This is a genomic window from Nocardioides sp. NPDC057767 (assembly GCF_042798275.1).
Taxonomy (GTDB): domain Bacteria; phylum Actinomycetota; class Actinomycetes; order Propionibacteriales; family Nocardioidaceae; genus Nocardioides.
Genome location: NZ_JBHVKJ010000088.1, coordinates 1 through 14,558, shown reverse-complemented (window position 1 = coordinate 14,558; position 14,558 = coordinate 1). Strand labels below are relative to the sequence as shown.

The 14,558-nt window shown below is 69.0% G+C and carries 14 protein-coding genes; 10 read left to right on the top strand and 4 right to left on the bottom strand.

Annotated features, from left to right (window positions below):
• From ACFVDI_RS27130 to ACFVDI_RS27110, 5 genes are all read left to right on the top strand, one after another.
• Positions 1-726, top strand: a 726-nt coding sequence (locus tag ACFVDI_RS27130; RefSeq protein ID WP_378912013.1) for an ABC transporter ATP-binding protein, incomplete at its 5' end; no start/stop codon positions are given.
• Positions 727-1,054: 328 nt separating this feature from the next.
• Positions 1,055-1,774 (top strand): ABC transporter ATP-binding protein, encoded by a 720-nt coding sequence (locus ACFVDI_RS27125; RefSeq protein WP_378912012.1) that lies wholly within the window; start codon positions 1,055-1,057, stop codon positions 1,772-1,774.
• On the top strand, positions 1,774-2,640 hold the full coding sequence (locus tag ACFVDI_RS27120) for a branched-chain amino acid ABC transporter permease (protein ID WP_378912011.1): 867 nt from the start codon (positions 1,774-1,776) through the stop codon (positions 2,638-2,640). The genes ACFVDI_RS27125 and ACFVDI_RS27120 overlap by 1 nt, the downstream gene beginning before the upstream one ends.
• A complete protein-coding gene (locus tag ACFVDI_RS27115) occupies positions 2,637-3,671 on the top strand; it encodes a branched-chain amino acid ABC transporter permease (RefSeq protein ID WP_378912010.1) in 1,035 nt (344 codons plus the stop codon). Before ACFVDI_RS27120 ends, ACFVDI_RS27115 begins: the two co-directional genes overlap by 4 nt.
• Positions 3,672-3,730: 59 nt before the next feature.
• Positions 3,731-4,330, top strand: a complete 600-nt coding sequence (locus ACFVDI_RS27110; RefSeq protein WP_378912009.1) for a TetR/AcrR family transcriptional regulator — start codon at positions 3,731-3,733, stop codon at positions 4,328-4,330.
• 35 nt (positions 4,331-4,365) lie between these two features.
• Here the strand turns inward: ACFVDI_RS27110 and ACFVDI_RS27105 are convergent, their stop codons facing one another.
• Positions 4,366-5,595: an epoxide hydrolase family protein gene (locus tag ACFVDI_RS27105; RefSeq protein WP_378912008.1), complete on the bottom strand. Its 1,230-nt coding sequence runs from the start codon at positions 5,593-5,595 to the stop codon at positions 4,366-4,368.
• Between the two features lie 25 nt (positions 5,596-5,620).
• A complete protein-coding gene (locus tag ACFVDI_RS27100; RefSeq protein ID WP_378912007.1) occupies positions 5,621-6,079 on the bottom strand; it encodes a nuclear transport factor 2 family protein in 459 nt (152 codons plus the stop codon).
• A gap of 120 nt (positions 6,080-6,199) precedes the next feature.
• On the opposite strand from ACFVDI_RS27100, the gene ACFVDI_RS27095 reads away from it, so the two are divergent.
• The 4 genes from ACFVDI_RS27095 to ACFVDI_RS27080 all read left to right on the top strand — a co-directional run bounded on the left by ACFVDI_RS27095 (position 6,200) and on the right by ACFVDI_RS27080 (position 11,040).
• Positions 6,200-7,054, top strand: coding sequence for an alpha/beta fold hydrolase (locus ACFVDI_RS27095; RefSeq protein ID WP_378912006.1), 855 nt, complete (start codon positions 6,200-6,202; stop codon positions 7,052-7,054).
• 118 nt (positions 7,055-7,172) lie between these two features.
• A complete protein-coding gene (locus ACFVDI_RS27090; protein WP_378912005.1) occupies positions 7,173-8,963 on the top strand; it encodes an FAD-dependent oxidoreductase in 1,791 nt (596 codons plus the stop codon).
• Positions 8,964-9,103: 140 nt separating this feature from the next.
• A complete protein-coding gene (locus tag ACFVDI_RS27085) occupies positions 9,104-10,156 on the top strand; it encodes a maleylacetate reductase (RefSeq protein WP_378912004.1) in 1,053 nt (350 codons plus the stop codon).
• Positions 10,156-11,040: a dioxygenase gene (locus tag ACFVDI_RS27080; RefSeq protein ID WP_378912003.1), complete on the top strand. Its 885-nt coding sequence runs from the start codon at positions 10,156-10,158 to the stop codon at positions 11,038-11,040. The genes ACFVDI_RS27085 and ACFVDI_RS27080 overlap by 1 nt, the downstream gene beginning before the upstream one ends.
• A 75-nt stretch (positions 11,041-11,115) precedes the next feature.
• Here the strand turns inward: ACFVDI_RS27080 and ACFVDI_RS27075 are convergent, their stop codons facing one another.
• Positions 11,116-11,871 (bottom strand): Clp protease N-terminal domain-containing protein, encoded by a 756-nt coding sequence (locus ACFVDI_RS27075; protein ID WP_378912002.1) that lies wholly within the window; start codon positions 11,869-11,871, stop codon positions 11,116-11,118.
• A 123-nt stretch (positions 11,872-11,994) separates the two neighbouring features.
• Between ACFVDI_RS27075 and ACFVDI_RS27070 the strand changes: the two genes are divergently transcribed.
• The gene (locus ACFVDI_RS27070) at positions 11,995-12,138 is read left to right on the top strand and encodes a hypothetical protein (RefSeq protein ID WP_378912001.1); all 144 of its coding nucleotides are present in this window, start codon (positions 11,995-11,997) and stop codon (positions 12,136-12,138) included.
• A gap of 115 nt (positions 12,139-12,253) precedes the next feature.
• Here the strand turns inward: ACFVDI_RS27070 and ACFVDI_RS27065 are convergent, their stop codons facing one another.
• Positions 12,254-13,453 (bottom strand): hypothetical protein, encoded by a 1,200-nt coding sequence (locus ACFVDI_RS27065; protein WP_378912000.1) that lies wholly within the window; start codon positions 13,451-13,453, stop codon positions 12,254-12,256.
• Between the last annotated feature and the right edge of the window lie 1,105 nt (positions 13,454-14,558).

Sequence of the window (14,558 nt, the reverse complement as noted above, 5' to 3'; positions counted from 1 at the left end):
CTGCTGGAGGCCGCAGGCCTGGCCAAGGCGTTCGGCCAGGTCGTCACCGCCCGTTCGGTCTCCTTCCACGTCGCCGCGGGCGAGGCGCTCGGCATCGTCGGGCCCAACGGCGCCGGCAAGTCCACGCTGCTCAACCTGGTGACCGGTACCCTCCCGGTCGACGCCGGCACCATCCGCTTCGACGGCACCGACGTGACCCGGACGCCGGCCGCCCGGCGTACGGCCCTCGGGATCGGGCGTACGTTCCAGGTCCCCCGCCCCTTCGAGGGGCTCACCGTCTTCGAGAACGTGCTGGTCGGGTCCACCTTCGGCGCAGGCACGCACCGCCGCGAGGCCAACGACCTGGCCTGGCAGGCGCTGGAGACCGCCGACCTGGTCCGTCTGGCCAACACCCCCGCCGGCTCGCTCCGGCTGCTCGACCGCAAGCGGCTCGAGCTCGCCCGCGCGCTGGCCACCCGCCCGCGGCTGCTGCTCCTCGACGAGATCGCCGGCGGCCTCACCGAGCACGAGCTGCCCGCTCTGATCGAGACCATCTCCGCGATCCGCGACGGCGGCACCGGCGTGGTCTGGATCGAGCACATCGTGCACGCGCTACTTCAGGTCGTCGACCGGTTGATGTGCCTGGCCCAGGGCGACGTCGTCGCCACCGGCGACCCACGCGAGGTGATGGCCTCGGACGCGGTCGCCGCCGTCTATCTCGGCTCCCCCGACCTGGAGGGTGAATGAGCCCGCTGAATGCTCACCGATGTAACTCGGTCGGCGGTCGCTTCCTTCGTGGAGTTCCGCGAAGGAAGTGGGAGTTCGGTGAGGTACCTCGGTCAGCATCCCGGGAGGACCCGGCGAATGCTCACCGAGGTAACTCGGTCAGCGCGCACTCCCCTCGCGGAGTTCCACGAAGGAAGTGGGAGTTCGGTGAGGTACCTCGGTCAGCATCCCAGGAGAACCCGCTGAATGCTCACCGAGGTAACTCGGTCAGCGCGCACTCCCCTCGCGGAGTTCCACGAAGCAAGTACCCGTTCACCGAGTCACCTCGGTCAGCATTCGAGGGAGACCGATGACCCTGCTCGAAGTCGACGCGATCGACGTGAGCTACGGCGACTTCCGCGCCCTGCACGGCATCACCCTGACCGTCGCCGAGGGCGAGACCCTGGCCGTGATCGGCGCGAACGGTGCCGGCAAGTCCACGCTGCTGAAGACCATCGCCGGCCTGCTCCGCCCGAGCGCCGGTCAGATCCGGTTCGACGGCCACAACGTCTCCCATACCCCCGCCCACCGCCGGGTGCGCGAGGGCATCGCGCTCACCCCGGAGGGCCGCCGGATCTTCGGCTCGCTCACCGTCGAGGAGAACCTCAAGGTGGGCGCGCACGGCCGTCGCCCCGGCCCCTGGAACCTCGCCACCGTCTGCGACGCGTTCCCGCTGCTCGCCGAGAAGCGGGCGCGCCGCGGCGCGCACCTGTCCGGCGGCGAGCAGCAGGCCACCGCGATCGGCCGGGCCCTGATGTCCAACCCGAAGCTGCTGCTGCTCGACGAGGTCTCGCTCGGGCTCGCCCCGGTCGTGATCGCCGACATCTACAAGGCGCTCCCCGCGATCGCCGAGAAGGGGACGACCGTGCTCGTGGTCGAGCAGGACCTCACCCAGGCTCTCGCGGTCGCCGATCGGGTGCAGTGCCTGCTCGAGGGCCGCACGGTCCTCGAAGGCGCCGCGGCAGACGTGACCCGCGAGCAGGTCCAGGCGGCGTACTTCGGGGTCGACGACACGGAGGAGGCGAGCTGATGGACTGGGTCAACGCGGTCCTCCAGGGATTCCTGCTCGGCGGTCAGTACGCGCTGCTCGCCTGCGGCCTGAGCCTCATCTTCGGAGTGATGCGGATCGTCAACCTCGCCCACGGCGTCCTCGCGGTGGCCGCGGCCTACCTCGCGCTCTGGCTCGTCCAGCAGACCGGGATACCGTCGTTCCTCACGATCGTCATCGTGATCCCGGTGCTCGCCGCGGCCGGCTACGCGATCCAGCGCGGCCTCTTCAACGCGGCGCTACGCCACGGCGAGCTGAGCCCGCTGCTGGTGTCCTTCGGCCTGGCCGTGATCGGCGCCAACCTGCTCCAGGAGATCTTCACCGCCGACTCCCGCAAGATCTCGATCGGCGACCTGTCCACCGCATCGGTCGAGCTCGGCGGTCTGCGCCTCGGCCTCTTCTCGCTGCTCACCCTCGTCGTCGCGGTCGGCGTCATCGTCGGTCTGCAGCTCTACCTCTCCCACACCCGCATCGGCCGCGCCATGCGCGCGACCAAGGACGACCCCGAGGCGGCGACGCTCATGGGGATCGACGAAAGACACATGTACGCCCTGGCCACCGCGATCGCGATCGGCACCGTCGCACTGGCCGGCGTCTTCCTCGGGATGTCGACGCAGTTCAGCCCGACGTACGGCGATCTGGTCCTCATCTTCGCCTTCGAGGCGGTCATCATCGGTGGGCTCGGTTCGCTGTGGGGCACTCTCCTCGGCGGCCTCGTGCTCGGCGTCGCGCAGACCGTCGGCGCCCAGATCGACCCGGCCTACGGCGTCCTCGCGGGCCACCTGGTCTTCCTGGTCGTGCTCCTGTTCCGGCCCCAGGGCCTGCTCCCGAAGACGGTCGTCGCATGAGCCCGACGACAATCCTGAGCCCGACGACAACCCTGAAGGTCGTACGCGGCGGCTGGCCGTCGCTGGCCGGCGGCGGTGTCCTGGCGGCGGTCGTGGTGTTCCTGGCCGCGGCGCCCTGGTTCGTCTTCAGCCCGGGCGACGTGACCAACCTGGTCACCCTCTTCGCCCTCGTCATCCTCGGCACCACCTGGAATCTGATGGCCGGCTACGGCGGACTGGTCTCGATCGGGCAGCAGGCGTTCATCGGCGCGGGCGGCTACGGCGTGATCAAGCTCGCCGACGTGGTCGGCCTGCCGATCCCGGTCGCCGTCGTGACGGCCGGAGTGGTCTGCGCCGCCCTGGCCGTCCCGACCTCGTTCCTGCTGTTCCGGCTGGTCGGAGGCTACTTCGCGATCGGCACCTGGGTGATGGCCGAGGTCTTCAAGCTGGTCACCCAGGAGCTGCCCGGCTTCGGCGGCGGCTCCGGGCTCTCGCTGACCGCCTTCCAGGGCGTCGACCGGGTGACCCGGATCGCGACCGTCTACTACCTGGCGCTCCTGCTGGCCGTGCTCGTCGTGCTGGCGACGTATCTCTTGATGCGCTCGCGAGTCGGGCTCGGCCTGACCGCGATCCGCGACGACTCGGTGGCGGCAGCCTCGCTCGGCGTCGCGGTACAGCGCTCACGGCGCCTGGTCTACGTCGCCGCGTCCGGTGGCGCCGGCCTGGCCGGCGCGTTGATCGCGGTCAACGGTCTGCGGGTCTCGCCGGACTCGATGTTCTCGGTGCAGTACACCGCGTTCATGATCTTCATCGTCGTGATCGGCGGGCTGGGCACGATCGAGGGCCCGATCCTGGGAGCGGTGATCTTCTTCGCGCTCCAGCAGCTGCTGGACTCCTACGGCACCTGGTACCTCATCGCGCTCGGAGCCGTCGCGATCGCCGTGGTGCTGCTGGCGCCGCGCGGCTTGTGGGGTCTGGCGACGCGGGGTCGCTACGAGGTCTTCCCCGTCGGTCACCAGGTTTATCCACAGGCTTCTCCACAAAGGCCCTAGTCTGTGGATTTCGAGGATTTTTGGACTGGACGGTCCGAATAGCGAGGTAGGCTCGGCGCATGGCGTTCACCACCAAGGGCATGGCCACGCGCCAGCGACTGCTCGAGGGTGCGGCGGACTACCTCCGCAGCACCGATCCCGGGACCGCGACGTTGGACGACATCCGTGCGGCCACGCAGACGAGCAAGAGCCAGATCTTCCACTACTTCCCCGGTGGCAAGGAGGAGCTGTTCCTCGAGGTCGCCCGCCTCGAGGCGGCTCGGGTGATCGAGGACCAGCAACCGCACATCAGCGAGCTCGACTCCTGGGCCGCCTGGGACCGCTGGCGCAAGGCGGTCATCGCGCGCTACCGGGCGCAGGGTGCCCACTGTCCGCTGGCATCGCTGATGAACCAGGTGGGCAGCGTCCCCGGGGCTGCCGAGGTCTCGACCACGCTGATCGCCCAGTGGCAGGACCATCTTCGGCGCGGCATCGAGACCATGCAGGCGAACGGCTCCGTGAGCGCCGAGCTCGATCCGCGGCGTACGTCCGCAGCGATGATCGCCGGCATCCAGGGCGGGGTCTCGGTGCTCATGGTGACCGGCCGGACCGACCACCTCGAAGCGATCCTGGCGCTGCTCATCGGCCACCTGCGCGACTCCGGACGGGCTGCGGTCTAGGCCGCAGCCCGTCCGGGCACTCCGGCCCCGACCGGTCAGCCGAGGATCCTGCGGAAGGTCTCCTGCAGGTCGGCGGCGAAGGCCTCGGGGTTCTCGTAGTGGACGAAGTGGCCGCCCTTCAGATGGGCGTTCACGTTGACCACGTTGAACATCCCGCGCGTCGGACCGTCATCGAAGGCGGCGATCCGGTCCTCGACGGTGTCGATGGCCGGCGGGTAGGCGTCGCCGAGCAGGAACGTGAAGCCGGCCGGTGGCTCCACGACGGGCTGTCGGTCGTGGGAGGGCACGAACCGGTAGCGCTCCGCGTTGCGGTACATCCGGATGGAGGTGCCGATGGACTGCGTCACCCAGAAGATGGTCGCCTGCGTGAGGATGAAGTCGCGCGGGAACGCCTTCTCGAAGTCCCCGCGCTTGTCGCTCCAGGACTTCCAGCGCTTCAGCAGCCAGGCGAGCATCCCGATCGGCGAGTCGTTGAGGCCGTGCGTCAGCGTCGAGCTGTCCAGCATGTGCGCGGCGACGTGCGAGGCATAGGTGTCCACGAAGTACGTCCAGCCGGCCCGCCACTCCTCCGAGGCGTCCTCGGGGATCTTGGCCCCGTCGGTCAGATCCCAGAACCGCTCGTTCTCGAACATCCCGGGCACGAGATCGTGGCCGTAGTGCAGGCCGATGATGCTGTCGGCGTACGTGTGGCCCATCGCGCTCGTGACGAGAGCGCCGTAGTCCGAGCCGGCTGCCGCGTACTTCTCGTAGCCCAGCACCTCGGTCATCAGCTGGTGCATGATGTCGGCGATCTTCCAGTAGTTCAGATCACCGCGGGCAACGGGCGTCGAGAAGCCGAAGCCGGGGAGGTCCGGGATGATCACGTCGAACGACAGCGACGGATCGCCGCCATGGGCGGCCGGGTCCGTCAGCGGCTCGATGAGCTGGTAGCTGAACTCGCCGGGCCACGGCCAGCCGTGGTGGATGATCAGCGGGACCGGGTTCGGTCCCTTGCCGCGTACGTGGACGAAGTGCACGGGCGTGCCGTCGATCTCGACCTGGTAGCGGTCGTAGGTGTTGAGCCGCTCCTCCTGTGCCCGCCAGTCGAAGCCGTCGGCCCAGTACTCGACCAGGGGCTTCAGGTAGGCGGTGCTGATGCCGTAGTAGCCCTCCTCGTTGTCGAGGTCGTCGAAGTAGCGGGTCTTCTGCAGGCGGTCCCGGAGATCGTCCAGGACGTCCTGGGCGATGTCGATCTTGAACGGGGCGAGCTCGGTGGTCTTGTCCATGGTGTCTCTGCTTTCCGGGTGAAGGTCAGTTGTCGAAGTCGAGTCGGACGCGGGTCTGGGTCAGCTCGGCGATCCGCCAGGAGCCGTCGGTCCTGACGAACCGGGCGTGGTAGTGCCCGAACCCGTGCATGCGGCGGAAGGGGATGGCCTCGGACAGCTCGGCGTCCTCGGGCCGGGTGACGATGTCCTCCATCGCGAAGACGCCCCGCGCGCTCGTCGCGGAGTCGACGTCGATCTCGTCGGAGAACAGGTGGTGGATGAGGGTGACGCCCGGCCCGCCGCTGGCGCCGACGGTCGCGCTGATCTCGTCGCGGCCGTTCATGTGCAGCCAGACCGATCCGTCCGGCTTGTGCGGGATGAACGTGCCGTCCTCGGTGAAGAGGTTCGCCAGATCGTCCCAGCGTTGGTGGTCGGCGTAGCGGACGTAGCGAGCCATCAGGCGGCGTACGTCCTCGGTGATGGTGAGGCGCTCGAGGGTCTCCATGACATTCCTTCCCGTGTGGACTACTTGGTCCAAACAGGATGCTCCGCGAAATTTGGACCCACAAGTCCAGAATCTCGCCGGAGTGAACGGCGCTCCTTACTGGTGGGTAACATTGCCCGGGTGACCCAGACTCCGTCCCCCACGACCACACCCGAGGCGTACGTCATCGAGCGCGCCGAGGGCACCAGCTTCACGCTGACCGTGGTCCGCGCGACCGACCCCGAGGCGCCGACGCTGCTGGTCGTGCCCGCGATGGGCATGCCGGCGGGCTACTACGACAAGCTGATCGTCGCCTTCGCCGAGGCGGGGATCAACGTCGGGCGGATGGAGCAGCGCGGCCACGAGGAGCTCGGTGGCCGCGTCGCCGGCTGGAGCTACGACTTCGGCTACGCCGACCTGGTCGAGGACATCGCCGCCGCGGCCGACCGCCTCGGCGAGCTGGTCCCGGCCACGGCCGGCGCGACGTACGTTCTCGGGCACAGTCTCGGTGGCCAGGCCGCCAGCGCCTACGCGGCGCTCCACCCCGACCGTGTCGCCGGGCTGATCTACGTCGCGTCGCAGACGCCCTACTGGCGCAACTACGGCCCCGGATTCCTGGTCGCCAGCCAGGTGATGGGCCTGGTCGGCCGGGTCGTCGGCCACTTCCCCGGCAAGCAGCTCAAGTTCGCCGGGCGCGAGGCGCGCACCCTGATGAAGGAATGGGCCCGGTACGCCCGCACCGGCCGCCTCCGCCTCGGCAGCCCCGCCCGCGACGTCACCGCGGAGATGCGAGCCCTGGCGAAGCCCGCGCTGGTCGTCTCGATCGAGGGCGACTGGCTGGCACCCAGCGCGACCGTCGACGAGATCCACCGGCGGATGCCCGGACTCGAGGTCGAGCGCGTCCACCTGGACGAGCCCGGCATCGACCACTTCAAGTGGGCGCGCAAGCCCGAGTCGACGATCGCGGCCGTCCAGCGGTGGCTCTCGCGTCGCTAGACGCGTACGCATTTCCGCCAACCCGCGGGCCCACCTTTGATGCCGCCCGAGCGGGCCGGTAAGACTCGCTCTGAGACTGCGATCCCACACCCCGCCGCGGTCTCGGAAAGGTGAGGAAATGCCAGTCTTCGACGACGGCCAGAAAGAGACCGAGATCCCCGAGACCGAGGATGTCGTGACCACCGACGTGCTCGTCGTGGGGTCCGGTCCGGCCGGTGCGTCCGCCGCGCTCTTCCTGAGCGAGCTCGGTGTCGACAACATCATGATCACGAAGTACCGCTGGACCGCGAACACTCCGCGGGCGCACATCACCAACCAGCGCGCGATGGAGATCTTCCGCGACCTGGGCATCGAGGAGCAGGTGCTCGCCGACGCGACGCCGCACGAGCTGGTCGGTGACACCGTCTTCTGCACGAGCATCGCCGGCGAGGAGATCGGCCGTATCCGCACCTGGGGCACCCGCCCGGACCGCGAGGCCGACTACCAGCTGGCCAGCCCGTGCCTGACCGTCGACATCCCGCAGACCTATCTGGAGCCGATCCTGGTCCGCAATGCCACCGAGCGCGGCACCCAGACCCGGTTCTCCACCGAATACCTGAGCCACGTCCAGGACGAGGACGGCGTCACCACGATCGCCCGTGACCGGCTGACCGGCCACGAGTACAAGATCCGGTCGAAGTTCCTCATCGGCGCCGACGGCGCCCGGACCCAGGTCGGTGCCGACATCGACCTCCCGCTCGAGGGCGCGATGGACATCGCCGGCTCCATGAACATCACCTTCAAGGCCGACCTCTCCGAGCTCGTCGACCACCGCCCGTCCGTCCTCTACTGGGTCATCCAGCCGGGCTCGAACGTCGGTGGCATCGGCACCGGCCTGGTCCGGATGGTCCGTCCGTGGGACGAGTGGCTGATCGTGTGGGGCTACGACATCAACCAGCCGCCGCCGGAGCTGACCGAGGAGTACGCGGTGAAGGTGATCCGCGATCTGCTCGGCATGCCCGACCTGGAGCCGGAGGTGACCGGCTACTCGCTGTGGGGCGTGAACGAGATGTACGCGACCCACGCCCAGAAGGGCCGCGTCTTCTGTGCGGGCGACGCGATCCACCGGCACCCGCCGTCGAACGGCCTCGGCTCCAACACCTCGATCCAGGACTCCTACAACCTGGCCTGGAAGCTCGCCGCGGTGCTCCAGGGCTACGCCGAGCCGTCGCTCCTGGAGTCCTACTCCGCCGAGCGTGCCCCGGTCGCCAAGCGCATCGTGACCCGCGCCAACCAGTCCGCGCGCGAGTTCGGCGAGCTCTTCGAGGCGCTCGGCGTCGTCGGTCTCGAGGGCGAGGAGATGGCCAAGGCCATCGAAGAGCGCAAGGCCAACACCCCCGAGGGCGCCGCCAAGCGGGCCGCGCTGGTCACCGCGATGGAGCGCAAGAACTACGAGTTCAACGCCCACGGCGTCGAGCTCGGCCAGTTCTACGAGTCCGACGCGATCCTCTCCGACGGCACCCGGCCTGCGCCGACCGACGACGAGGACCTCTACCACCGGATGTCGACCTCGCCGGGTGCGCACCTTCCGCACGCCTGGGTCGGCGACAACGTCGAGAAGCACGCGATGCTCGACCTCGCCCCCTACACGCAGTGGACGCTGATCACCGGCGTCGCCGGCGAGGCGTGGTCGGAGGCGGCCGAGGCCGCCAGGACGAAGTTCGGGATCCCGCTCGAGACCGTCGTGATCGGCCCGGGACGGGCCGTCACCGACCTCTACTTCGACTGGGCCAAGCTCCGCGAGGTCGAGGAGTCGGGCGCCATCCTGGTCCGTCCCGACAAGCACATCGCCTGGCGCGCCATGTCGCTGCCCGAGGACCCCGGCACCGCGCTGGGTGAGGCGGTCGCGACGCTGCTGGGCAAGGCGTAACCAGTGGCCGCCCTCCGCTCGGCCCGGAGCGCGCATTTCCCCGCCATGGCGGGAAAATGCGCGGTCACCCGACCCGACACGCCAGCAGAACCCCGCCGTGGCGGGAATCTGCGCTCCCAGGGTCCGCGGAGGCGGTCCTCATGAGGTTCACGCACGAGTCGCTGCCGCAGCGGGTCCGCTTCGCCACCGGCGAGGCGCCCGCAGCAGTGGCGGCGGAGATCGAGGAGCTCGGGGCGCGGCGGGTGATGGTCATCGCCGGCGAGCGCGAGGCCGAGCTCGCCGCCCGGGTGACCGCCGACGTACCGGTCGCGCTGCGCCACGACGAGGTCGTGATGCACGTCCCGGTCGAGGTCGCCGCACGGGCTCGCGAGCGGGCTGCCGAGTCGGCCGTCGACGCGCTCGTGTGCGTCGGCGGCGGCTCGACCACCGGCCTCGCCAAGGCGGTCGCGCTCACCACGGGGCTGCCGATCGTGGCGGTCCCGACGACGTACGCCGGGTCGGAGGCGACCAACGTCTGGGGCCTGACCTCGGGCGAGACCAAGACGACCGGCGTCGACGCCCGGGTCCTGCCGCGCTCGGTCGTCTACGATGCCTCGCTGCTGACCACGCTGCCCGGCGAGATGACCGTCGCCAGCGGGCTCAACGCGCTCGCGCACTGCGTCGACGCGATGTGGGGCCCGCGGGTCGATCCCATCGACCAGGTCAACGCCGCCGAGGGGATCCGTGGGCTCGCCGCCGGCCTGCCGAAGGTCGCGCGCGATTCCGCCAGCGTCGAGGGCATCGAGCAGACCCTCTACGGCGCCTACCTCGCCGCGGTCTCGTTCACCTCGGCCGGGTCGGGGATGCACCACAAGATCTGCCACGTGCTCGGCGGCATGTTCAACCTGCCGCACGCCCAGACCCACGCGGTCGTGCTCCCGCACGTGCTCGCCTTCAACGCGCCGAACGCCGCCGAGGCGGAGGCGCGGATGGCGGCGGCGTTCGGCGCGCCGAGCGCGGTCGCGGGGCTGGCTGAGCTGCGTACGACGCTCGCTGCGCCGAAGGCGCTCATGGACTACGGCATGCCCGAGGACGGCATCGCCAAGGCGGTGGCGCCGATCATGGCCGCCATCCCCGACAACAACCCGACCCCGGTCACCGAGGAGAACCTGACCGCGCTGCTGACCGCGGCGTGGGCGGGAGAGGAGAGCTGATGAGCGACGTATCGCCGGAGCAGGAGGCGGTCGAGCAGGCCCTGGTCGACACCGTGGTCGCGTCCTTCGACGCCTGCGAGGACCCGCGCCTGAAGGAGGTCATGGTCTCGCTGACGCGTCACCTGCACGCCTTCATCCGCGACGTACGCCTCACCGAGGAGGAGTGGGGCGCGGCCATCGACTTCCTGACGAAGGCCGGCCACATCACCGACGACGTACGCCAGGAGTTCATCCTCCTCTCCGACACCCTCGGCGCCTCGATGCAGACGATCAACATCAACAACGCGGCGTACGCCGACGCGACCGAGGCCACCGTCTTCGGACCGTTCTTCGTGGAGGACTCCCCGGCGATCGAGCTGGGTGGGGACATGGCCTTCGGGGCTCCGGGCGAACCGTGCTGGGTCGTCGGGACCGTCACCGACACGGACGGAAGGCCCCTGGTCGGAGCCAAGATCGAGGTCTGGGAGGCCGACGAGGACGGGCTCTACGACGTCCAGCGCGACGCCGGCGCCAGGGCCGCGCGGGCGCACCTGTTCACCGATGCCGAGGGCGGCTACCGGTTCTGGGGGCTGACGCCCACGCCGTACCCGATCCCCGACGACGGCCCCGTCGGCAAGATGCTGTCCGCGGTCGGTCGATCGCCGCTGCGGGCCTCGCACCTGCACTTCATGGTCACCCACGAGGGCTGCCGCACGCTGGTCACGCACATCTTCCCGGAGGGCGACCCGATCGGCTGGAAGGACACCGTCTTCGGGGTCAAGGAGTCGCTGATCAAGAGGTTCGAGCGGCAGGCCGCGGGGACGCCGACGCCGGACGGGCGGTCCGTCGACGGCACCTGGTCGAAGGTGCGCTTCGACATCGTGCTCGCGCCCGCGGGCGCCTGAAACGTCCCTGGCGTGATTCGGGCACAGGGGTGTTGCTCCGACACGCCAGGGACTCTCGGTTAGCCCTCTCGGCGGCTACTCCGTGGCCTCGGGGTCGGCGAAGTCGACCTTGAGGGAGTCGAGGATCGAGGTGATGCTCTGCTCGATCGCTCCCTTCTCGACCCCGGCGTCGTGGAGGATCCCGGCGCCGTCCTCGTGCTCGAGGAGGGCGAGCAGGATGTGCTCGGTGCCGACGTAGGAGTGCTCGAGGCGGAGAGCCTCGCGGAACGTCAGCTCGAGCACTTTGCGGGCGTCAGCGGTGAACGGGATCATCTCGCCGACCTCGCCGTAGGGCTCCGGCGTGGCGGCGGTCGCCACCTCGCGGACCGCCTCCAGAGTCACGCCCTGCGCCCGGATCGCGTGGCCCGCGACCCCCTCCGGCTCGGAGAGGAGGCCGAGCACGAGGTGGGGTACGCCGGTCTCCGCGTTCGCGGCCTTCCGAGCCTCCGCCTGGGCTGCGACCACCACCGTGCGGGCGCGCGGGGTGAACTTCGCGAACCCGGCGTTCGGGTCGAGCGACTGGTCGCCGGCCTTGGGGACGTACTTCTTCTGCGCCGCCTGCTTCGTCACCCCCATCCGGGTCCCGATCTCGGTCCAGGAGGCACCCGAGCGGCGAGCCTGGTCGACGAAGTGCCCGATCAGGTGATCGGCCACCTCGCCCAGGTGCTCGCCGACCACCATCGCGTCGGCGAGCTGGTCCAGAGGCTCGGACCGAGCCTTCTTGATCGAGTCGATCAGGGTGTCGAGGCGTACGGCCTTGAGGGCGGGGTCTGCTTCGCGAGGAGTCGTCATGCGTCAACTCTAGGTTGACGATCGACATTTCGTCAACCTAGAGTTGACGCTCCTGGGAATGGAGTAGGTCCGGACTTCAGGCAGAGAATCTGTCTACTCTGTTTGGGTGGAGGAGGTGGCCCTGTGAGCAACGACGACTATCGACGAATGTCTGGGCCCGAGGTGTCGATTGCCGAGTATCTTCTCGGCGGTCCGAAGATCGACAACCTCGATATCGAGCGGGATCGATCGCTTCCTCGTGAGGCTGACCTGGACGAACTGATCTGAAGCACTTCCTAGACACCACAGCGGGGCTGGCCATCCAAGTGAATGGCCAGCCCCGCTGCGTACGTCGTGCGTCAGGCGTTGGAGATCGGGGATCGTCGACCGGTGGCTGGCGCACTCATTGGCCGAGGACCAGTTCGTGTGTCTGGCTCCCTCGGCCGATGGACACGGTGATGTGCACCGTCGTACCTGCCGCGCTCGGATCGCTGCTGATCGCGGGGACCGTGATGAACCGGGACCCGGCGGGAACATCGACCGAGGACGGGAAGGCGAGGAGGTCGGGACGGTCGGTGGAGATGTTGACGATGGTGCCGGCCGAGGCCTGGCCGGTCATCCAGATCTCCAGGTCGCGCACACCTGTCGTCGCGTTCTTCGGATGGAAGAACGACCACAGTCCAGGCTTCACGGCGATCGGTCGCGATGTGGTCAGATCGGCGGGGCCGGCCTGGATCTCGACGGACTGTTCCGGCATGCAGCGGAAGTGGTAGCAGTCCCCGGCTCCGATGGCTTTCAGCGTGAACGTTCCGGTGGTCGATCCCTTCGCCACCTCGACGTATCTCGGTGTGCCCAGCACGTATGGGTTCGAGGACCGCAACGGGACGAGTAGGTCCGTGGGCGCGACGCAGCCGAGCGTGACCGTGGTCTGGTAGGCGAGCGGCTCGTAGAAGTCGTTTGTGACATAGACGTCCTCGGGCACGTCGATCGCCTGCGGTCGGCACTCGTGCGGAATCGCGGCGCCGACCACGACCGAGGTCGACGTCGTCGCGCCGCGAAGCTCCGCCCGCACACTCCCGGTCCCGGCTCCGGTACCGTCAATTGGGAAGGTGGCGCTGGTTGCTCCTGCGGGCACGGTGACCGTCACGGGCACCACCACCCCGGTCCCGGTCAGCTGGACCGTCTCGGCCTGCGCCGAAGGCCCGGCCAGCTCGACCGTTCCCGTTCCCGGTCGTCCGGTGATCACCGGCGTCGGCACCTGGAGCTTCGTCGGCGCGGGATGGACAGCAAAGGACGTGTCCTGGTAGACGAGGACGCTCGAGGAAGACCCGCTGACGATCGACATCGTTCCACTGATCAGTGAGTCGGCCGGATATGGATCCGCGTAGACCGCTACGCGCGTGGTCGTGGAGCCGGCGGGAACGTGCGAACTCCGACCTCGGAACTCGACCGTCACACCGTCTGCCCCGGCGGGATGGTCCAAGGCCACGAGGAGGTCGCCACGCACCTCGCCGTCGGTGCCGGTGGGTGCGAGCGTCGGCTCGTGGATCGTGAAGCTGTCGCCTGCCCGGAACGCCCGCAGCGTCGTCAGCTGGGTCGACACCTCTCGACCTGCGAGAGACGCCTTCACTGTCACCAGTTCGTCGTAGCTCAACACAGTCCTCTGTGCAGGCACCACCAGCGATGACTGCCCGGTGGGAATGGTCACTGTGGTAGGCAGGCTCAGTGAGTTGCTCTGGACGGGGACTCCGTCGATGTAGTCCGTCGCAGGCATCAGCGAGACCACGGTATCCGTCGTGGCAGGTCCACTGAGTCCGATGGTGACGCTCACCGCGTTGCTGCCCGTCGCCTGGCTGGCGGAGATGGTCCGGAGGCCGGGCCGGACCTGAATCGACCTCGAGACCGTCTTCTGGCCCCGAGTCGCTCGGATCGTTGCGCTGTACGCGCCCTGCGACCCGGTCGAGGGGAGCTTGGTCGCCAGCTTGAACGAAGCGGTGCGCTTCCCCGCGGGGACCGTGATCGTCGCGGGTACCGTGACCCCCGAGCTGCTCGAGGTGAGGCTCACACCCAGAGATGTCTTGGCGTAGCAGTCGAGCGTGACGGTGCCCGTGGCCGAACTGCTGGCGTGGACGTAGGAGGGAAGTGAGACCGCAGCGGGAACGGCCGTCGGATAGCACGGCGTGATGGTCCGGGTGAGGCTCCGCTTGAGGACACGGAGTCGATAGGTCGCCTTGACCGTACCTGTGACTCGCTTGGTCGTCGGGCTGGTCCTGACGGTCACCTTCCGCGTGCTCGTGCCTCTGGCGACGTACACGTAGTCGGGCACTCGGATCCCCGTGGTGGCCGCGAGGCGAACCTTTTGTCTCGTGGACACTCGGCAACTGAGCCTGATCGTCGCTGTCGTCGACTGACCGCCGGTCAATGTCGTCCTGGCGAGAGCGAACGACGTCAGCGTTGGACGGCACGCGGCCTGGGCGGAGGGTGATGCGATGGTGGCGGGGACGACGACGGCTGCGATCAGCATGGCGCCGGCGAGCAACCTCGCGACGGTGCGCGACACGAAATAGGACCTCGAGGGGAAGAGCGCCACCCCGAAGTAGGCGCACGATCGAACAGACGAAGCGAACAGTAGCGGATGCGGTCCCGTCAGATCGGCGATTGCCTGTTGTGCGCACAGACGACAGCGGGCCGGCCACCGTGTGGTGGCC